Origin of the sequence: Paenibacillus sp. PL2-23 (assembly GCF_040834005.1) — a bacterium.
Taxonomy (GTDB): Bacteria; Bacillota; Bacilli; order Paenibacillales; family Paenibacillaceae; genus Pristimantibacillus.
The window spans coordinates 444,345-464,095 of the sequence record NZ_CP162129.1 but is presented as its reverse complement, the minus strand read 5'-3'; the positions used below and the strand labels follow the sequence as shown (position 1 = coordinate 464,095).

At 51.8% G+C, this 19,751-nt stretch carries 16 protein-coding genes; 5 read left to right on the top strand and 11 right to left on the bottom strand.

Annotated elements, in window-relative coordinates; translation table 11 throughout:
- Positions 1-56: 56 nt before the first annotated feature.
- Positions 57-1,409 (top strand): sulfatase-like hydrolase/transferase, encoded by a 1,353-nt coding sequence (locus tag AB1S56_RS01995; protein ID WP_340872591.1) that lies wholly within the window; start codon positions 57-59, stop codon positions 1,407-1,409.
- A 589-nt stretch (positions 1,410-1,998) separates the two neighbouring features.
- On the opposite strand, the gene xylF is transcribed toward AB1S56_RS01995, so the two are convergent.
- Genes xylF through AB1S56_RS01975 form a run of 4 tightly spaced genes read right to left on the bottom strand, consistent with a single transcriptional unit; the run spans position 1,999 to position 7,232 of the window.
- A complete protein-coding gene (xylF, locus tag AB1S56_RS01990) occupies positions 1,999-3,225 on the bottom strand; it encodes a D-xylose ABC transporter substrate-binding protein (protein WP_340872592.1) in 1,227 nt (408 codons plus the stop codon).
- On the bottom strand, positions 3,225-4,787 hold the full coding sequence (locus AB1S56_RS01985; RefSeq protein ID WP_340872593.1) for a response regulator: 1,563 nt from the start codon (positions 4,785-4,787) through the stop codon (positions 3,225-3,227). The genes xylF and AB1S56_RS01985 overlap by 1 nt, the downstream gene beginning before the upstream one ends.
- A complete protein-coding gene (locus AB1S56_RS01980; RefSeq protein WP_340872594.1) occupies positions 4,762-6,255 on the bottom strand; it encodes a histidine kinase in 1,494 nt (497 codons plus the stop codon). Before AB1S56_RS01980 ends, AB1S56_RS01985 begins: the two co-directional genes overlap by 26 nt.
- On the bottom strand, positions 6,252-7,232 hold the full coding sequence (locus tag AB1S56_RS01975; protein WP_340872596.1) for a substrate-binding domain-containing protein: 981 nt from the start codon (positions 7,230-7,232) through the stop codon (positions 6,252-6,254). The genes AB1S56_RS01980 and AB1S56_RS01975 overlap by 4 nt, the downstream gene beginning before the upstream one ends.
- A 168-nt stretch (positions 7,233-7,400) precedes the next feature.
- Here AB1S56_RS01975 and AB1S56_RS01970 point away from each other — a divergent pair, with 168 nt between their 5' ends.
- The 4 genes from AB1S56_RS01970 to AB1S56_RS01955 all read left to right on the top strand — a co-directional run bounded on the left by AB1S56_RS01970 (position 7,401) and on the right by AB1S56_RS01955 (position 10,054).
- A complete protein-coding gene (locus AB1S56_RS01970; RefSeq protein WP_367903412.1) occupies positions 7,401-7,997 on the top strand; it encodes a hypothetical protein in 597 nt (198 codons plus the stop codon).
- Positions 7,998-8,073: 76 nt separating this feature from the next.
- Positions 8,074-8,922 carry a hypothetical protein gene (locus tag AB1S56_RS01965; RefSeq protein WP_340872598.1) on the top strand — a complete coding sequence of 283 codons (849 nt, stop codon included), beginning with the start codon at positions 8,074-8,076 and terminating at the stop codon, positions 8,920-8,922.
- Positions 8,919-9,530, top strand: coding sequence for a hypothetical protein (locus AB1S56_RS01960; protein ID WP_340872599.1), 612 nt, complete (start codon positions 8,919-8,921; stop codon positions 9,528-9,530). The genes AB1S56_RS01965 and AB1S56_RS01960 overlap by 4 nt, the downstream gene beginning before the upstream one ends.
- Complete coding sequence (locus tag AB1S56_RS01955; RefSeq protein WP_367903411.1) at positions 9,530-10,054, top strand: VanZ family protein; 525 nt, start codon at positions 9,530-9,532, stop codon at positions 10,052-10,054. Before AB1S56_RS01960 ends, AB1S56_RS01955 begins: the two co-directional genes overlap by 1 nt.
- 344 nt (positions 10,055-10,398) lie before the next feature.
- On the opposite strand, the gene AB1S56_RS01950 is transcribed toward AB1S56_RS01955, so the two are convergent.
- The 7 genes from AB1S56_RS01950 to AB1S56_RS01920 all read right to left on the bottom strand — a co-directional run bounded on the left by AB1S56_RS01950 (position 10,399) and on the right by AB1S56_RS01920 (position 19,302).
- Positions 10,399-10,554, bottom strand: a complete 156-nt coding sequence (locus tag AB1S56_RS01950; protein WP_340872601.1) for a hypothetical protein — start codon at positions 10,552-10,554, stop codon at positions 10,399-10,401.
- A 4-nt stretch (positions 10,555-10,558) separates the two neighbouring features.
- Positions 10,559-12,655 (bottom strand): heparinase II/III family protein, encoded by a 2,097-nt coding sequence (locus tag AB1S56_RS01945; RefSeq protein WP_340872602.1) that lies wholly within the window; start codon positions 12,653-12,655, stop codon positions 10,559-10,561.
- 33 nt (positions 12,656-12,688) lie between these two features.
- The gene (locus AB1S56_RS01940; RefSeq protein WP_340872603.1) at positions 12,689-14,311 is read right to left on the bottom strand and encodes a response regulator; all 1,623 of its coding nucleotides are present in this window, start codon (positions 14,309-14,311) and stop codon (positions 12,689-12,691) included.
- A gap of 22 nt (positions 14,312-14,333) precedes the next feature.
- Positions 14,334-15,173 (bottom strand): carbohydrate ABC transporter permease, encoded by an 840-nt coding sequence (locus tag AB1S56_RS01935; protein WP_340872604.1) that lies wholly within the window; start codon positions 15,171-15,173, stop codon positions 14,334-14,336.
- A gap of 15 nt (positions 15,174-15,188) precedes the next feature.
- Positions 15,189-16,085: a sugar ABC transporter permease gene (locus tag AB1S56_RS01930; protein WP_340872606.1), complete on the bottom strand. Its 897-nt coding sequence runs from the start codon at positions 16,083-16,085 to the stop codon at positions 15,189-15,191.
- Between the two features lie 68 nt (positions 16,086-16,153).
- Entirely contained in the window at positions 16,154-17,542 is a 1,389-nt protein-coding gene (locus AB1S56_RS01925; protein WP_340872608.1) for a sugar ABC transporter substrate-binding protein, read from the bottom strand.
- A 104-nt stretch (positions 17,543-17,646) separates the two neighbouring features.
- A complete protein-coding gene (locus AB1S56_RS01920) occupies positions 17,647-19,302 on the bottom strand; it encodes a sensor histidine kinase (protein ID WP_340872609.1) in 1,656 nt (551 codons plus the stop codon).
- Positions 19,303-19,751 lie beyond the last annotated feature (449 nt).

The window sequence follows — 19,751 nt, the reverse complement described above, 5'->3', positions numbered from 1 at the left end:
CGGGTTGGTCCTGTAAGTATAACACATTATGGCAAATGAATAAGGAGTGAGTTGTGATGAAAAAACAACCAAACGTCATCGTTTTTTTTACCGATCAACAGCGATGGGATACAACAGGGGTTCACGGCAACCCGCTTGGACTGACGCCTAACTTCGACCGCATGGCCAGAGAAGGCACGCATCTCTACAATATGTTCACGTGCCAGCCTGTTTGCGGTCCGGCTCGCTCCTGTCTGCAGACGGGTGTATACGCCACTACCTCGGGCTGCTACCGGAACGGAATTCCGCTGCCGCAGGACCGCCGTACGCTGGCTCATTACTTCAAGGACGCCGGCTATGACACCGGCTATATCGGCAAGTGGCATCTAGCGGGCCAAGAGCCCGTACCGGCGGAGCAGCGCGGAGGCTACGAGCATTGGCTGGCATCCAATGTGCTGGAGTTCTCCTCGGATGCCTACAACACCGTGATGTACGACAATGACTGCAAGGAGGTCAAGCTTCCCGGCTATCGGGTGGACGCCCAGACGGATGCCGCCATTCGATATATTGACGAGCATCAGGACCGGCCGTTTTTCCTGTTCCTGTCCTACATTGAGCCTCACCATCAGAACCATTCTGACAATTACCCCGCGCCGGACGGCTATGAAGAGACTTATACGGACCGTTGGACACCGCCTGACCTCAGAGCGCTCGGCGGCAGCTCGCCGCAGCACCTGGGGGGCTATTACGGTATGGTGAAGCGGCTGGATGAGGGGCTGGGGAGGATTCGGGATGCGTTGAAGAGCCTGGATCTGACCCAGGATACCATTATCCTGTTCACCTCCGATCATGGCTGCCACTTCAAGACGCGCAACGAAGAATACAAGCGCAGCGCCCATGACAGCTCCATACGCGTGCCGACCGCGGTATACGGTCCCGGCTTCATGCAAGGCGGACAGCTCCGCGAGCTTGTCAGCCTGGTTGACCTGCCGCCTACCCTGCTGGATGCGGCGGGCATCGAGGTGCCAGGCGACATGCAGGGGCGCTCCGTCTTGCCGCTCGTTCGCAAGCAGCCGGTCGAATGGCCGGAGGAGGTATTCGTCCAGATCAGCGAATCCCACGTGGGCAGAGCCATCCGCACGCAGCGCTGGAAATATGCCGTTGCCGCGCATGACGCGCATCCCAAATTCGATTCCGGTTCCGAGCGGTACGTCGAGGAGCTGCTGTATGACCTGGAGGCGGATCCGCACGAGCTGACAAACCTGGCCGGCTTCGATGCCTACCGGAGCATTGCCGACGACCTGAAGAAGCGGCTGATCGCCAGAATGGTGGAGGTCGGCGAGCGCGCCCCAGTCATCGAAGCTGCCGAATCGCGTCAGGGAGGCCAGCGCAGATCCTCTATCGAGGAGTGCAGGGTGAAGCTGCAGTAGACAGGCAGCTGAAATAGCGGCTCCTGCGGCGCGCTATAACGATACCTCGTGTCGGTATCGCACTCCGCACTGCCGCCTAACCAGCAACAGCGACACCACGTGTCGCTGTTGCACAAACTAACCGCTACTGCGGTGCTATAACGACACCACGTGTCGCTGTTTAACAAACTAACCGCCTCTGCGGCACAACAACGACACCACGTGTCGCTGTTGCACAAACTAACCGCTACTGCGGTGCTATAACGACACCTCGTGTCGCTGTTTAACAAACTAACCGCCTCTTCGGCGCAACAACGACATCACGTGTCGCTATTGAACAAACTAACCGCTTCTGCGGCGCTATAACCACACCACGTGTCGTTGTTGCACAAACCAACCGCTACTGCGGCGCTATAATCACACCACGTGTCGCTGTTGCACAATCTAACCGCCTCTGCGGCGCCACAACCACACCACGTGTCGCTGTTGCACAAACTAACCGCCTCTGCGGCGCCACAACCACACCTCGTGTCGCTGCCACGCTCCGAATCGCCCCCTTAGCAGCTCGTGCTATGGCGGGCGGTTCGGAGCATTTTAACATACAGGCCTATCAGCGCGCAGGCGGCGCATACCGGTATACGTCCTGCCTGGTGTGGAACCCATCCTTAATGATCGTCTCGTCGATATTGCTCTTGTCTACCGCAATAGGCGCGAGCAGCACGGACGGCACCTCAATCTTGCCGTTGTTCACCTTGCGGTCGGCAGCCGGCATCTCGCCCCTCGCCATCATGACCGCCAACTCAGCCGCCTTGAGCGTCAGCTCGTGGATCGGCTTGTAGACTGTCATCGTCTGCGTGCCTCCTACAATACGCTGGGCAGCGGCCAATTCCGCATCCTGTCCGGCAACGGGGATGCTCCCGGCGAGTCCATGCGCCTCCAGCGCAGCTATAACACCGCTGGCCGTCCCGTCATTGGCGGCAATGACGGCATCAATATCATTCCGGTTCGCCTTCAGCGCCGCCTCCATATTCAGCTTGGCATTCGCAGGAGTCCAGTCCTTGGTCCACTGGTCGTAGACAACCTTAATCTCGCCGCTGTCAATCATCGGCTGCAAAACGTTAAACACACCCTCCTTGAACAGATGCGCGTTGTTGTCGGTCTCGGCGCCGCCAATATATACATATTTGCCCCTCGGGACAAGCTTCGTAATAGCCTGCGCTTGCAGCTCTCCCACCAGTACATTATCGAAGGATACATACAAATCAATCTCCGCGTTTTTCACCAGCCTGTCGTATGCAATAACCTTCACGCCCGACGAATGGGCTTTCTTCACAATGGCGGCTGTGGCCTCCGCATTATGGGGCACAATGACCAGCAGATCAATGCCCCCGCTAATCATCGTCTCGGCCTGCATAATCTGGAGGGCGTCATCTCCATTGGAAGCGTAGATCTCAACCTCAGCGCCCAGCGCTTCGACTGACTGCCGGAACAGCTCCCGGTCCTTGGCCCAGCGCTCCTCCAGCAGCGTATCCATCGAGAAGCCAATCTTAATAGGCCGCTCCAAGTCTTCCCCATGGCTATTCCCCTGTGGGCTGGCAGCTGGCGAATGGGCGCCCCCGTCCTGCGGCAAGGCACCCTCGCCATGGAGGGGTCCCCCGACACCATTGCCTCCATCGCCTTCATTGTCTCCATTGACGCCACTAACCTCATTGTCCCCATTAACGCCGTCGCCGCTGCCGCCCTCACAGCCCGCCATCACGAGCAGGAGAAGGAGCACGAGCCCAATAGCACGAAGCCGTTCTCCTATTCGCTGCAAGCTTCTCTCACCTCCCGCCATCAGCCTTCCTCCTCCTCCGGCTTCCTGCCGCCCAGCAGCGTCTTGCGATAGTCCTTCGGCGTCACGTCGCACATCTTCTTGAATACCTTGCTGAAGTAATTGGGGTCATGGTATCCGACCTCGAACGTAATGGCCTTGAGACTTTTCTCCGGATCGGCCATCAGCTTCTTCGCCTTCTCGATCCGGCATTCCGTCAGGAAATCGATGTAGTTGATGCCGAGCTGATCCTTGAACATTTTGCTAATATAAAATGGACTTAAGCCTACCCGCTTCCCAATCGCGTCCAACGATATATCCTCATGGGAATGCTCCATAATGAACTGCTTAATCTGCTGAATCGTATCCGGCTCCACCCGTTCAAAATGCTTGGCATACGACTGCCTCATGCGGTCCAGCAGACGTCCCGTCTCGGTGCGGAGCTGCCTTACATCCTCTGCCTGGAAGGAGAACAGCGGCGTGTCCGCCTCTATGCCCATCTCGGTCAGCACACGGGAGGCGACCCACAGAAGCTCCAGAACACGCTGTTGCATCTGCAGCAGCTCAGCCCCCAGATTCTCGTACTGCTGAATATAATCCATCAGCCCCGCCTCAACCTGCTCCCACTGCCCAAGCCGAACCTGGTCAAAAAACTGCTTCTCCCGCTGCTTGGCAAGCTGGCTGTCATACACCGCTCCCAGAGCGGGAACATCCTCATAGAACCGGTATTTGACCGGCAAGGTGGTATCCATCGAGGCAACCAGCGATTCCTGATAGGACTGCCGGATTTCCCCCAGCGCTCCACACACGCTGCCAATGCCGACGAACCAGCCCTCTCCCGCATCCGGCTTCGCAAGGGATAACAGCTCGCGCGCAAGCGAGATAGCTTGTGTGCGGAAGGACTTCTCCGGGTCCCGGATCACAATGACAGGAAGCTGCCGCCCGTACAGCGCGCCGACCAAGCCGGCGCCCCTCTGCCTGACCTTCTCCTTCACCGCGGAATAGAGCCCCTCCGACCCCGCAGGCAGCAGCACAAGCATAACGAACATCGCGCTGCCAGCAGCCTGTATATCCAGAAGGCCAACCAGCTCATCCACATGCACATCGTGCACATGATCGAACAGCAGCTGCGTCACAACATCCGTCTCAATCAACGGCAGCGCCTTCTGAAGCGCGGCTTGCTGCGACTGGCTCGCCTCCTGCTGGGCACGCTCCGCTTCAATTTCATGTATGACCTTGCCGACCGTGGCGATAATCTCGCTTGCCTTGCTCGGCTTCAGCAAATAATCCTTGACGCCCAGCTTAATGGCCTGCCGCGCATATTCGAACGCATCGTATGCCGTGACCATCACATACTTGATCCGTGGATGCTTAGCCTGAATCAGCTCAATGGCCTCCAGGCCGCTCATCCCCGGCATCTTAATATCCATGAGGATCAGATCCGGCTCAAGCTCGTCCGCCAGCTGAACAGCGATCTTCCCGTTCTGGGCCAGCGCGATGTCCAGGTCGGGATAACCCTTCCGCAATATGGCCTGCAGACCCTCGCGCTCAATCCGCTCGTCATCGACGATCAGGAGCTTTATCATAGGCTTCGATTCCCCTTGTTTTCGGTATTTTCATCCGTACCATCGTTCCGCGTCCGCCCGCCATTCCGTCCCCGTTCCCGCTCCCGCTCTCAATGTCGATGACATCCTCCAGCCCGTAGAACAGACGAAGCCGCTTAATCACGTTACTGAAGCCAATGCCTGTGGAATGCCCTTCCGACTCTACGGCATGCTCCTCCAGAATGCTCTGCATCTTGTCCGCCGACATACCTGGCCCGTCATCCTCAATCTCAATGATGACCCGCTCGCCTCCGTCGATGATGCGGAACCAGATGTTGCCGCCCTCCTCCTCGGGCTCTATCGCATGAATGACGGCGTTCTCGATAATCGGCTGCAGGGTAAGGCCCGGAATCTGAACGTGCAGACAAGACTCGTCCATGTCTGTATGCAGCCGAAGCCGCTCTGTGAACCGGGCTTTCTGAATATCGATATATTGCCCCATGACCTTCACTTCCTCATACAGCGTGACGGACCGATCCAGCCGCTTCAAATTGTAGCGCAGCAAGCCCGCTACGCTGACAAGCAGATCGCTGGTCTCCTCGGAGCCCTCCAGGTAGGCCTTCTTCGACAGCGTGTCCAGCGTATTGAACAGGAAGTGAGGATTAATCTGGCTCTGCAGGCTGCGCAGCTGGCTCTCCTGAAGCAGAAGCTTGCTCTGCTGCAGCTCATTCTCCAGCTGGGCTTTCTGCTGAATCTCCGAGATCAGATTGTTAATGTTAATGCGCATGCGATCGAACATTTTGGCCAGGAAGGAAATCTCGTCGTTGGACTTCACCTCCACCTCCAGGTCGAACCGCCCCCTCGACAGCTCCTTCGCCGCTTGGGTCAGCTTCAGCACCGGCCTCGTTATACTGAGCGAGAACCAATAAGTGAACACCAGGAGTAGGAAGGTGATGAGCAGAAGCAGCCAGATGCCCAGCCTGTTCAGCTCCTGGGACTGCTCAATGATGCCGCGGTAGAAGCGGTCATACGTCCTTAGCTCCGTATCGATCAGCGTCAGCGTCATCTCGGATATGTATTTGGATATACGCGTCGCCTCCGTGAACGCCTCCGACGAGGCCTCCGTCTCCTTCTCCGACTGGAAGACTAGCGACCGATCCATCGTCTCCACCAGGCTATCGATCAGATTCATATAGCTGGTCAAGGCGAACGCATTCTCCGCATTGCGAAGCATATACACCTCGTTCTTCGCCCTGATCATGCTCTCCCTGCTGGCATCCAGCTGCGCCAGATGGTCAGGACTTGGCGTATTGAGGTAATTGTTCAGCGAAGCAATCATCTGCCCGCTGGCCGTCGTCACTTCATTCATGCGCAGATAACGCTGCAGGATGTCGTTATATTGATCCTGTGTTTTCTGATTATAATAAGTAAGCGCTATCCAAATGATGACCATAATAGAGAGCACAACCGCCGCGAGTGTCCATATCTTCTTCTGAATGCTATTGTTCATGGCGCATCCTTCGCTTTCACCATCCGAATATCGGTGAGATACCCGTTCATATCAAGAGGCACCGTCTCACCCCTCAGCCACTCCATCATCAGCTGCACGCTGAGCTCGCCCATTCGGTCCGGCGACTGCTCAAGCATACCGTCCAGCTTCCCCTGAGCGAACAGCGCCTCTGAATCCTTGCCGTCGTCGAAGGTATAGATATGATACGGCTCGATCTGCGAGCGTCTGCCGATCTCGTAGAGCATCGCCTCCGCCATATTGGCATTCACCGCGATAAACGCGTCCACGTCCGGCACTCCATTCATGAGATCCTTGGTCGTCGCAATAACCTGTTCTCTCGTCGCCCCCGTCTCGGCATAAGCCATTCGGATATCGGGATAACGCTGCAGAACGTCCTGCAAACCGGCGAGCCGCTGCTTCTGATAATATTCCTGAATGGTATCCCCTAGCAAAATAACATCACCAGCTTCCCCCATATCCGCAACAAGCTGCACCGCTATGAGCTGCCCGGCCAAATAAGAATCCGAGCCGACATAGGTTCGGCGCAGACTCTCCGACATCGGCACATCGTTAGCGACTGTTATGACGGGAATGCCGTAGAAGGCAGCCTTGATTTTCGTTAAGCTTTTGAAATTATCGGAATCGAGGCCCTGAACAATAATGCCGTCCACCTTGGAGTCGATTGCAATCTCGATCCGCTTCAGGAATTCCTCCTGATTCATCCCGTAGCTGCCCCACACCTCAAGGCTGACCCCCTCCTCCTCCGCCTGTCGGAGCGCGCCTTGTCCCACCTTATCCCAGAACGGCGTCTCCAGCTCCTGCGTAATCAGCACCAGCCGCTGCTGCTGCTCGCCCTCCGAATAGCCGGCCCCCGGAAGCTGCCAGTCCGACCGAAAGACCTTCCCTGCGGACACGAGGGTGAAATAACATAAGGTAATCCCAATAAGGCCAAGAACGGCCAGAATGAATTTGCGCAAGGGCTTGTTCTCCTTTGTTCGATCCTGTCTGCTTTACAGAGATTATACCACGGTGAAGAGAGGGGCCGAACTGGTGCTGTTCTTTATTTTATCCTGTTCACCCATTTTTAGGATGGATATGGTAACCTAACGAAGTAACCTCTTAAATTCTGTGACAAACTTGAGGAGATGATCACCGTAAGCGCCAATAAGCGAATGCCCATTCTAATGCTTCTGCTGGTTATTTCAATAGCCGCCAATGGCTATCTGCTATTCGACAAGCAGTTCAACAAACGCCAAATACAAGAACAGAATCGCACACAATTATGGTCGATAGCCGTGAGCGGGGACAATATAGCCAACCACGCTGAGACATTCCTTCTTCATGCAGGGAGAGAGCGAGATGCAGCAGCCCAAGAACAGCTGAAGGAAAGCTGGAGAATCATGACTGGAGAGCTGAGCAGCATCCAGTTCCATCTTGGCACTTGGCGTGTCCACGACATGGAGGAGCACAGCCGCCAGTGGAGCTTGCTTCAGGTCAGCCTGCTTCGGGTTGGTAATGCGCTGAACGGCATGACGACCAAATTTCTGGAGCAGGGCTATATCTCCCTCAACGACAAGGAGGCGGATCAAATACAAGCCGCCGCCGAAATTTATAGACGAATGGCCCAGGAAGTGCAGAGCGAAGCCGCACACCCCGAACTGGTGATTGAAGAGCTGACGGAGCCTATGCTGCTGCTTGATCCCAGCTACTCCTACATATTAGACCGTTATCGAAAAAAGTAATGGCAACCACAACCGCCTTGGCAACGTCTAAATGTAAGAGATGGGCATACCCTTCCAAACAAAGGGGGAATCTGATTTGCAGAGAGCTTCGGAATTAACGATTGTAAACAAGCCGTTATGGGTCATCATTGGACTTATGATTATGGCCAGCTGGGTCGGCAACATCTGGTATTATCAGGCGATGCAGCTGGAGAAGCCGATTTTATTGAAGCATTATATGGAGATTAACGGCTATCAGAGCGATTGGATAGAGCTGAGCTACCTGGAGAACAACACGGGAGACAGGAGAATTACGGGCGTTCTGCTGGAGGAGCTTCCCATGCTTCGGCTGACGGTCCCTCCCCAGCCTAATACGTATTATAAGCACCAGGTGCTGAAGAAGGCTTATGGCGAGTGGAGAAAGGATGACCTCGGAGAGATGGAGCCTGTGCCGATCACGATTCGAGAGGCTACTGTCTTTTATAATGACGGACCGTCTGAAAAGGTGCCCATTGGTGAAATTAACGTGGTGTGGGAGAAAGAAGAGGGCTTACTGCAATCTTCCTCAAGCGGCAGCTCCTCGGACGGAACAGGCCACTACAGCGTAACGGTACAACAGCCCGTTATCTTGGAGCAAGTCGATGTCAGCTTCAGCGACAGGCTTGGCTCTTCTCTCGAGCTGTCCATGACGGGTAAGGACGCGGATGATCCCCATCCCCAGCTGCCTATGAGCTTGAATACCGGAGATCCGTTGACATTCAATTACAAGTGGAGCCTGCCGGAGGAGCTGCCTGGGGCCTCTGAGGTGTACAAGGCATCCATTCTGCTAACCTTCCAGACAGAGGACGGGAGAACGGTGCATGAGCGGATCCCCCTTTCTTTCAATCACTATTTAGATGAGAAACAAATCAAAGAGCTGGTCCGCCTCGGGGGTGATCCATCATGAAGCCTGACATTGCCAAATCATTAAGAGAGCTCGGTTGGGGGCTTATATTTACGCTAGTTGACTTTCATCTGGGGGTCTTCGATATTCTCCCGGACGTCATTGGATATGTGATAATTCTGCTCGCGCTGAATAAGCTTCGCGCCGGAGAAGGCAACTTTAAGCCGGCCCGATGGCTTGCAGCCGTCCTCATCCCCTTGTCGCTGCCGCAGCTTGTGACCAAAACAAACCTGGACCTGAATGACCTCGGCGCCGCGCCAATGGAAGTACACCTATACACACAGGGGATGACTGTCCTGCACGGGCTGCTTCTATATTTTATTTTCCGAGAGATATATGCACACTTCAAGCCGCTTGCCCCAGCAGAGCTAATGTACTCGCTATTCGTTAGGCTGAGGCTATACATGGCGCTGTTCGCCGCACAGCTTATTATTTATCCATTCCTATTCAATTGGAGCGAAAGCTTGATGACTCCGTTCATTCTGCTGGGTGCTGCGATGCTGATCTCGGAGCTACTGCTCATTCGGATACCGTTCCGTCTATCTCGTGTTAGATTGGATTCTGGCGGCGTGGAGAAGGAATTGGGGAATAGGATTGATCAAAGGATATAGTGCAAAGTGAAAGGATAATCGGCTTGAGACGACTAATCAAATTATGCTGCTGGATCTTATATATCCTATACCTATTTGTTCTCTTTAAATATTTGGTTTTAGATAGACTTCACTTTTATGGTGGAAATAGATCGTATAATTTGATTCCATTTGATTCTATTTCACAATATCTAAACAACAAAGAAAAATATAATAACAACATTTGGTTTATGAATCTCGTTGGAAATCTGATCATGCTAATGCCGTTCGGCGTATTATTGCCGATGCTATACAGTGAATTAAGAAAGCTTAGGATTTTTATCGTTTTACTCCTCGGCATTAATTTGTCGATAGAGATTGGTCAATACATGATGGGCTTAGGCAGCTTTGACGTTGACGATGTCATTTTGAATGCCTCAGGAGCGTTGGCCGTTTATTTGTTCATATGGACGGTTCTATACAAGACCTTGCTGCGAATCGAGGCTCAAAAACCGACCAAACAGATAAACCATAATAATATACAAACCAGAGGGGGTAACCGGTAACCGTATGGGAACGCTGATCAAATGCCGAGTTTGCCATCAAAACGTATCTTCAACCGCATCATTTTGCCCTCATTGCGGTGATCGGTCGCGCGAGCCGCTAATGGACACTTTAAAGTATGGTTTATTAGGATTTGTGGTTGTTGGAGTAGTTGTGCTCATTGTGGTTGGCATTATTAATTATATTGTGTATTGAGAGTAGTAGGTGAATCTGGAACATCTATTCGTGCGGGGAACGGCGGTGGGGAGCGACAAAGCGCGCCTCGACGAAGGCCGTGGTCATTTCCGCATAGAAATGACCACCCGAGCGCCTCGGCGCATCCTCCGGCCGACCTTGCCGTTGATAATCAAAATTCCGGTAACGCAAAGCTGTCGCCGGTTTCATGAATCCATTGCTTTAATCGATCATTCAGCTCTTTGCGTTTAGCGGCATACACCACGTTGTGGGCTACATTCACCTGCTCATACGGGTCCTCCTTCAGATGAAACAAAAGCCAAGGCATTCCCTCAAACTCCCCATTCGACGCGAGCTTTATCTTCCGAACAATGAATCGTAAATATGGCATGCTCCGTTCCATACGCCGCTTCTACCCTGATTACCGAACCATTAGCATCGCTGCATGGCGAGGCGGAAGCACGGACTGACGCTTGGGTATACGCAGAAGCATGGTAGAATACGTTCACAAACCATACTTCTCCGGAATGGGGTATGCAGGTCCTTTGGATGAGAGAATGCCGCTCCTGATCCGGCGGATTATCCGGTGTATACGTTAAATAATGAGCGCCTGACGAGGAGCACCAGCTCGCCTGAACCAAATAACCATTCTCCACATTCCAAGCCATCGATTGGCTTCCTGCGACGTTTTTCTTCCGTTTGTCCCGGAAAAGTGTCTCTGACAACCGACTCAGCTTGTCGCTTGTCGGCATCCAGCCGCTCGTATCTGCGGCTTCGCCCTTCACATGATACAGGATGTCAATTTCTTGTTCCGCCCTCGCCTGCACGCGGAATACATCCAAGAAGAGCTTGCTTGTTACAGCGTTTATCCGTGTAATGCTGCAGCCTCGGTAGGCTTCCTCGTTCCAGGTGCACATGTCCGTCGGCAGCAATATCTTCCCCTGCATAAGATAGTCATCCTGCATCCAATTCACATCGGAGACAACCCAGCTTCCCCAGCTTTCCTGCTCATAGGCTATTCGGCGCCCGTCTGCAGGCGGTTGGTCGTGTCCGTCTATACAGAATGTATTGTGCGAATACGTATGCTTGAACCAAGCATAGTGTATGGGAACCGCATAAGCGACCGTCCCTGGATCATCAATCAACGGGATATCGCCGATACCATAGGAGATACCCAGACGATCCATATGGTCATGCTCCCCGCCGAACGGACTGTGTTTTACGAACAAATAAGGTCCGTCTGGACGACTAATTTTTGTGTAGCCGCTCGCTGCTAATGAACAATCGGACTGAATGAGACGTTCCAGCTCCCTGCGCTCAGCCGCAGGCTGCTCTAAGGTCATCAACTCCTTCCCGAACAACAAAGCCAGGTAGGAGTCGCGCGAAGTCCCTTCTCTACTGTATAACTCCCTTAGCAGGCCTTGGTAGGCTTCGTCGCCGTACCAATCCAACGCAACTTCGTAATAAGGAATATAGTTGTATATGCTATCCCCTCTCTTCCAATCGTTCACATTCGCGAATTTCCCGTTATTCAACAGCAATTGCAACGGATGATCAAACATGCTCTTGAAGATGCTGTTGATCTCCGGGTCATTGCGGCAATCCCACGCTGTTCCTTCTACCGTTACAGCATATTGAATCAGGGCACCTATGACATAATAATGATAACCAAAGGAGCCCTCATACCAGAACCCGTCGGCAAGAACCCCCCGCTTCAGTTGGTCATGAAGTCCATAAGGCCCTTCCAGCCCTGCGGCTTGAACCTCTTGATCTTGTAAAAGAAAGCCAAGAACCGCAATGGCCGAAGTGATATGAACGGCATGGTTATGAAGCTGCTCCTCTTTGTACTGAATCAAGAAGAGCGCGCAGGGACGAAACAGTCCTTCCAAGATGAAGTCTCGTTCCTTCGAGGTGAAACACTCTTCCAGATATTGATAGCCCATGGCTAAATCCAGTATCCAATGGGCTTCATCGAGCGTTTGCGCAAATAGCTTGCCGGGCCCGTTATATGGAATATCGCCATGGACGACATACGTTTCGTATACTCTCGCATATTGGAGAAAGGTCTCCTTCATCCACTCCAACAAGCTGGCATCTTGTTCGATGGCATACAGAATACTCCCCTGCTTCAGCAGCTGTCCCAGCTGATGATGAGCAAGACCGACCCAGGCAGAGTCAAACGGTTCACCCATCCAGATCTGATCGCAGTGGGGACACTTATGCGTCTTTGGGTGATTCCATGAGAATTGCAGACGAGCACCGTCCTGCCGGCAATGATAGTAATGCCCCCAATTCGCTGCTTGCTTCGCTTCCAGCTCAAGCCGTACTTCCTTCGCTCTTCTTGCTTGTTCCCGAATATGACCAACAGCACCCTGAAATTCCGGGCGGCTTGCGTTGGAACGAAGCCTTGCAAGCCTCGATGTAAGCATATTGATTCCCCCTGCGAGCAAGCTCTCGCTTGCCTACTTTAAATATTGTTGTCTGAATTCCGAAGGCGTCATCCCGATGTGCTTCTTGAAGGTATCACTGAAGGAACGGCGATCCTCGTAGCCAAGAGTCAGCGATACCTCTTGTACCTGTTGGCCATCCAACAGCATCGCCTTCGCTTCGTTCATTCGATGCTGCGTGATAAACTGCAGAACGGTAGTCCCGGTCACCTTTTTAAAGAGATTGGCGAAATAACTGCTGCTTAAGTGCACATATTCCGCAATATCGGCTACCTTTAATTCCTCTTGGAGACGGCTTCTAATGAAGGCGCAAGCCTTGTCGATGAGCTCTTCCGATTCCGAACGACGCTGCTCATTGATCAGCATACAGCCCTGCTCACACATGTCATGCAAGATCTGAAACAAATCTGCTAGCGACTCCCGATCCTCCTGACGCCGCTCTCGCGCGCTCGCTTCCAGCAGCTCCATCTGCTCCTTCGGCAGCTTCTCCAGCAGCACTCGGATCACCGATGAGAATAGCTCATCATAAACACTCAACATATAAGAAGGTTCCGGCAGCCCTTCCACGTCTGTTAACAATCTTTGAATATGCTGCAAGTATTCTCTTGATTTCTCTTTGTTGCCGGATCGAATCGACATCAGCCAGCTATCCACTTCGCCAAGGGGCAGACCCGGCTGCTGCTGGCGCTTTGGAATGTCCCCATAATCGAACACCCCGTTGCCTTCCGTGTAGAAGTGATAGGATAAGGCCTGCAGCGCCTGTACGTACGATTGACGCAAGGAAGTGACATCGGGAACGGGTAAGCCGACGCCGACCGAGACTGTAAACTTGGTGTATGTCCCGATATTCTCTCTGCACAGCTCGGCCAGCTTGGTCACTGTAATCGTCGATGTCAGATTCACCACCGCGGCGAATCGACCCGGAGAGATTCGGACGACCTTCCCCTTTGTGAACTCTACAATGGTTTCCTCAACAATATTCTGCAAGGAGAATTGCAGCAGCTCCACCTCTTGGACGGAGGTTTCAATACTCTTTTCCGAGAATTGGTCAATCTCGAAGAGAAATACTTGAAGATTGCAGGGGTCTATCGGCAGATCCAGGTATTCCCACCTGCGTTCCGCGTGATGATAGCTGGTTTTATACTGTAACAACAAGGAGAGATACTCATGGATCATGACCGGCTTGAGCTGCTCCAGCTGTCGTTCCATCCTTTGCACACGCTCTGCATCCCTTAGCTCTGCCTCGATTGCTTCCTTCGCTTTCTCCACGACCGCAATCATCTCGTCTTCTGTGAAGGGCTTGGTAATATAATCGAACGCGCCGAGGCGAATGGCCCTCTGCGCGTATTCGAAATCGCTATATCCACTCATCAAAATCACCTTGCAAGCAGGCAGCGCCTTCATGACTCGCTCCGTCAGGTCCAAGCCGTCCATATGAGGGAGGCGTATATCCGATATGACCAAGTCCGGAGACAGCTCGAGAATACTATCCAAGCCTTCTGTGCCTGTCATCGCAGTGCCGACGACTTCCATCCCCATGCTTTTCCAAGGAATTTCTTCCGTTAGCCCATCAAGCACTGTAGGTACGTCATCGATAATGAAAACCTTATAGGACTTCTTGAGCTTGTCTTCGGCCATAATGTTCACTCCCCCCGCCTTACTACCCCTTAACAGAGCCTGCCGTCACTTGCATAAACGATTTGTTGGCAAAAATGTATACAACCAAGATCGGAAGAATCGACAAGCAAGCTCCGGCCATCATCAAGTGGGTTTGTTCCGCGGCGGAATACCCGTACCGAAGCTGCGCCAATCCTACAGTCAATGGTTGAAGATTCGGCGAGTTCATCGTAAATACGAGAGGAAGCACGTACTCATTCCACGCCCCGCGGAAAGCGAATAATGCAATTACGCCCAAACCCGGCTTTAACAAAGGTAATACGATCCGCCAATATACGGAGAGGAACCCGCTTCCGTCAATATAAGCCGCTTCATCCAAGTCTCTCGGCACGGCTTTCAAGAAGCCGAGCAGGATGAAGAACGCGCCGGCATGCGAGCTGGTTAATACAATGATCAACCCCCAAAGCGAGTCATTCAAGCCTAGGGCAATCATGAGGTCGAACTGGGGACGCATGACAATGGCACCGACAGATATAAACATGGTGGAGGCTTGCAGCGCAACAACAAACCTTTTCCCGATAAAATTTCTTCGATCCACTACATAAGCAGCCATTGATGAAACAATTAAAGTCAGAATCGTTGTCATACTGCTGATATATAAGCTGTTCCATGTAAACTTTGCAAAGTTAGCCTGCTTCCATGCGGTCACATAGTTTTCGAATCTCCAGTCACTTGGCAAGATGGTCGATCCTGCCGTTAATTCCAGATTGGATTTGAAGGACCCCAGGAACGTCATAAGCACCGGATAGAGTGTCACAATGGCTAATACCAGGAGGAATGACCACTTGATGACTGCTGAAAGATGGCTAGATATCGCTCTCACTGCTAATCCCCCCTGTTAGTCATGACTCGTTCGCTTCGAAAAATAAAAATAGAGGATCGTAATCACGCCTACGATTAAGGCCGTGACGAAAGCGGCTGCGCTGCCGTACCCAAATTGCTGAACCGTTGCATCTGAGCCCCCGGCGAACGGAAACAGCAGCTTGTAAACATACAAGAACATAACCTCTGTTTTGCCGATCGGCCCGCCCTCTGTTAAGACCATAATGCTTTCGTACCCTTTGAGCGATGTTATAATGGCTAGCATAACGATCATCTGCATCACGCGGCCCAGCAGCGGAATCGTGATAAACCAGAACTTCTGTACCGCATTCGCTCCGTCGATTGATGCACTTTCATACACATCCTGCGGAACGCTTTGAAGTCCGGCGATAAACAGCAGCATATAATTCCCGACAGCTCCCCATATGGCCACAATAATCGTTGTCAGCATCGCGTATTTGGGACCCAGCCAGCCAATGGGCTCCGAGATGATCCCGAGACTCATCAATAGCTGGTTCAGCATTCCATTGTAGGAATTAAAGATGACATAGAACACAATTGCGATGACCGCGGTACTCACGATCGTCGGCATGAAATAAATCGCTTTGAGCAAATTTCTTCCTAAGAACGCTCTATTTAAAATGACCGCCAGAACCAACGAAATGGGAATGGTGAAAATCAGCTTGCCGCCGGCATAAATGAAGGTATTTTGCACCGATTCCCAAAACAGATGATCTTGCCCTAGCCGAACAAAGTTTTCAAGTCCAATAAAGATAGGCGTACCGTATCCTTGATAATCATAAAACATGTAACGAATCGCCCACAGAATGGGATAAATGCCAAGAGCCAGAGTTAACACAACACTGGGTAACAAATATAACCAGGTTTCTCCCCATTGTTTCGCGACTCTCATGTAATCCACCATCTCTCTATCATCTTAGAATTAGAACGAGGGCTTGTCGGGCCCTCGTTCGCCACCTATTACTTACTGCGCAAGCTCTTTGGGTCAAAGCTTGGATCTACAGGGAATACCTCACCGCTTGCCTTCACTTTCTCCAACGCCGCGTTGTATCTTGCGTTCACATCGGCAATGATTGCCGCTTTGTCCCCGCCTTCGATAATGTACCGGAACAAAGCGTCCGCATAGTTCAAGCCGTCTGGTGTAACGGCAGGAATCTCCGGCCATACACCGTCAAACTCCGTGATTAAGAATCCGTCGATTCCTTTGGCTTCAGGCTTCTTTGCCCCGTCCGTAATATGTGGAATAATGATGATTCCGAGACCTTGCTCGTGATAAGGCTGCAATACTTCCTTGCTGTACATATGGGAAATAAACTTCCAAGCCGCATCCTTATGTTCGCTTTCGCTGCTCAACCCTAGGAACGTTCCTGTTCCCACCACGGCGGATGCTCCGTTGCGCTCCCCGGTAAGCGTCGGCGCGATTGCAACTCCCCAGTTCACTTCCGTTGGGAATTGAGTGTTGTACACGCCCGGCTCAACAGAATAAGACAGGTACATGCCGATCTTCCCTTGAGCGAACTGCGCGCGCAGCGGGTCAATAGCAAGCGCTTCGAAACCGGGAAGCAAACTTCCATCCACCTTCATCTGACGGAACGCTTCGGCTAACTCACCATACCCAGTGAAATCGAATGCTCCTGTTTTCATGTCATATCCCTTATGCCCATACCCGCTTAGCGAGAGGATCGGGTTGCCCGCTCTACTGAAGGCTGACGACGGATTCTTGAAGTCCATGGCCAGACCGTAAGCCCCTTCAGCCTTCCCTACCTCTGTAATTTTTTTGGCAGCTTCCACCAGTTGTGCAAGAGATTCAGGCGGCGCTTCGATTCCTGCCTTCGCGAACAGGTCTTTGTTGTAAATTAAACGCTGTGTCGTTCCGATGTGCGGCAGGCTGTACAGCTTACCGTCAAATGTGCTGGCCCCGTCAACAGGCTTATACTGCGACAGCATCTCCGGCGTCACATAGGAATCAATCGGCTCCAGATATCCTTTCTTTACAAACTCGCTTATTACGCCTGTCTTGATTCGCAATACATCCGGCGCTTGCGCTGTGGAATATGCAATATCGACAGCTTGCTTGAAGTTGTCGGACAACACATTCAGTTCAACCTCAATGCCGTCTTCATTTGTTGCGTTGAAATCACTAATGATTTGCTTGATATATTCTGCGTCGTGGCGATCATCCGTCCAATATTTAATGACGGTCTTTTCTTGCGGTTCTGCTTTTTGCCCATTCTCTGATTTCTGTGCAGTCTTTGGACTTTCCGTATTGCTGCTGTTGTTCGAAGAACATGCGGCTAGGACGATGATAAGCGTTACACAGAGCAAACGAAGAAATGTTTTGTTTACCACAGCATACAACTCCCCTTTGGATTAAATGAAATGGTTCTCCTTCATTGTAGAGGAATGAAAAGGCTTACCGTGTGATCCATTCCTGCGGTCTACGGGGGCAATTTCTACTCACTTCCCATCGATCGAGGGAGCTCGTAAGTCACAGTTGTTCCGCTTCCAGGCTTGCTTTGAATGATCAGAGAAGCCTCCCCCCCATAATATAGGCGTAATCGTTGACTGATATTATGCAGCGCGTATCCGCTTGACTGCTCCTCGGGGTCGAAGCCCTTCCCGTTGTCTTGAATGCAAATTTGGATTCGATCCTCTTCCGTCGTCTTTATATGGATTTCCAGCTCTCCGCCCTGCGTGATGTCAGAGAAACCATGTAGAATCGCATTCTCGACGACCGGCTGTAACAGCACTCGAAGCATAGGAATCTCCGGATCAACCTCCTCGTCAATCACTATCTCATGCCGGAACTTCCCGTCGTAGCAAAAACTTTGCAATGTTATATATTCGGTCACATGGGTCAACTCCTTGGAGAGCGTGGTGATCTCCTCTCCGTTGTTTAAGCCCAATCGAAACAGCCTGGATAATGAGGTTATCATCTGTTTCACATCGTCGATCCGAGCCCTCCTCGCCTTCCAGTACATCACATTCAATGTGTTGTATAGAAAATGAGGGTCGATTTGAGCAGAAAGCGCTTTAATTTCTGAGTTTCGCTTCTCCCGCTCTGCCTCTCTCACCTCGGTGAATAATTGCTGAATCTGATCCAGCATCGTATTGAAGCGTTGACCCACTTGAGAGATTTCATCATCATGATAGCCTTTAAATCTTACGGATAGATTGTTATGCCCTACCTGCTTCATAACGTTTCGAAGCATGATTAGCGGCTTAAGCAAGTAGGAGGTAAGCAGATTGGATAATAAAAATGCCAGCAGCACACAAACCGTAATGAGCAGCAGCGTCGTCCATTTAATCCACTGCACTTCCTGAAGGAGGACCTTCTTGGACTGCACCCTTACAAGCTTCCATGCAGGCACCGTCTTTAAGGATTGCGAGGTGACCATCTGATCTTCACTGCTTCCGTATGAGGGGGTTCTGTCGCCAAGCACAGACATATTGGCTTCATTCAGCAGGAAGGTCTCTCCCTTAAACTGACGAAACTGCTGTTCGAACATGCCGTAAAAGCTGCCTTCTCTCACATTCACCACTAGATAGGAATCCGGGACCTGGCTGTTAGACAACACTTCAATTACATAGGTCACTACCCTCTTGTTCCCCTCGAACAGCTCATCCTCATGCGCTTCAATCCACACGGAGGGGCCTTGAGCCTGACTGACTCTCTCATACAGTTCTGTCTTGTAGAAGGAGACATTGGAGCGCGCGGAAGTAAAGGGATGAAAATCACCGATGGGGGTGGCTACCATAATGTCCGTAATCATCGGTTCATTCAACCTCGCTTGTGTAAATACGGTGTCTAATGCCCCAGCATGGGAATAGAAGCGACTCGCATCATTGTTGCTCACATCGTTCATGGCTTTCTGGAACGACTCATGAATCATGATGGTGAGAACAGATGTCAAAAAAAATCTGATCTTCTCATCAATGCTTTGGGTAGAACGGACCAGATTGTCCTGATGGAGCTCAATGGCGTTCTTCTGTACGACATAGGAAGCAAGCGAATAGGAAACGAGGCCGGTCAAGGCAATGGAACAGGTCGTTAAGATTGTAAACGAAAACCAGATTCTTTGTTTAAACGATAGTTTTCTGAAATTCATTGGTTTCCTTCTCCTTTGCAAGCTGCATCTGCCCGGCGTTCAGAGGGTACTCCCTGTATTGACTTATCGACTGTATAGGTTCGTCCTACAAACGATCAAATCAGAAACCATCCTGAGCAAGTATGTGCAACTCCATCATGCAACAGATGGTATTCCCAACACAACCTGCAACCTTCCATTTAACTGATTGTTGGGAGCTATTACGTTGAATCCGCTCTCCTGCGTGCTAGAGGCATTTATTTGTGAAGGGGATGGGTGGTTTGGAGCAAATAGACGTGTCAGAAACGTCTAAATGTGCGGGGAACGGTGGTTTGGAGCAAATAGACGTGCCAGAAACAACTAAATGTGCGGGGAACGGTGGTTTGGAGCAAATAGACGTGCCAGAAACAACTAAATGAGCGGAGACCGGTGGTTTCGAAGCAAATAGACGTGCCAGAAACGTCTAATCG

Bases quoted from the DNA above. Each gene is read 5' to 3' on its own strand.
- AB1S56_RS01950 (WP_340872601.1), bottom strand. From the start codon at position 10,554: ATGCCTTGGCTTTTGTTTCATCTGAAGGAGGACCCGTATGAGCAGGTG.
- AB1S56_RS01960 (WP_340872599.1), top strand. From the start codon at position 8,919: ATGAAGCCTGACATTGCCAAATCATTAAGAGAGCTCGGTTGGGGGCTT.
- AB1S56_RS01930 (WP_340872606.1), bottom strand. From the start codon at position 16,085: ATGAGAGTCGCGAAACAATGGGGAGAAACCTGGTTATATTTGTTACCC.
- AB1S56_RS01945 (WP_340872602.1), bottom strand. From the start codon at position 12,655: ATGCTTACATCGAGGCTTGCAAGGCTTCGTTCCAACGCAAGCCGCCCG.
- AB1S56_RS01970 (WP_367903412.1), top strand. From the start codon at position 7,401: ATGATCACCGTAAGCGCCAATAAGCGAATGCCCATTCTAATGCTTCTG.
- AB1S56_RS01980 (WP_340872594.1), bottom strand. From the start codon at position 6,255: ATGAACAATAGCATTCAGAAGAAGATATGGACACTCGCGGCGGTTGTG.
- AB1S56_RS01995 (WP_340872591.1), top strand. From the start codon at position 57: ATGAAAAAACAACCAAACGTCATCGTTTTTTTTACCGATCAACAGCGA.
- AB1S56_RS01920 (WP_340872609.1), bottom strand. From the start codon at position 19,302: ATGAATTTCAGAAAACTATCGTTTAAACAAAGAATCTGGTTTTCGTTT.
- xylF (WP_340872592.1), bottom strand. From the start codon at position 3,225: ATGGCGGGAGGTGAGAGAAGCTTGCAGCGAATAGGAGAACGGCTTCGT.
- AB1S56_RS01940 (WP_340872603.1), bottom strand. From the start codon at position 14,311: ATGGCCGAAGACAAGCTCAAGAAGTCCTATAAGGTTTTCATTATCGAT.
- AB1S56_RS01985 (WP_340872593.1), bottom strand. From the start codon at position 4,787: ATGATAAAGCTCCTGATCGTCGATGACGAGCGGATTGAGCGCGAGGGT.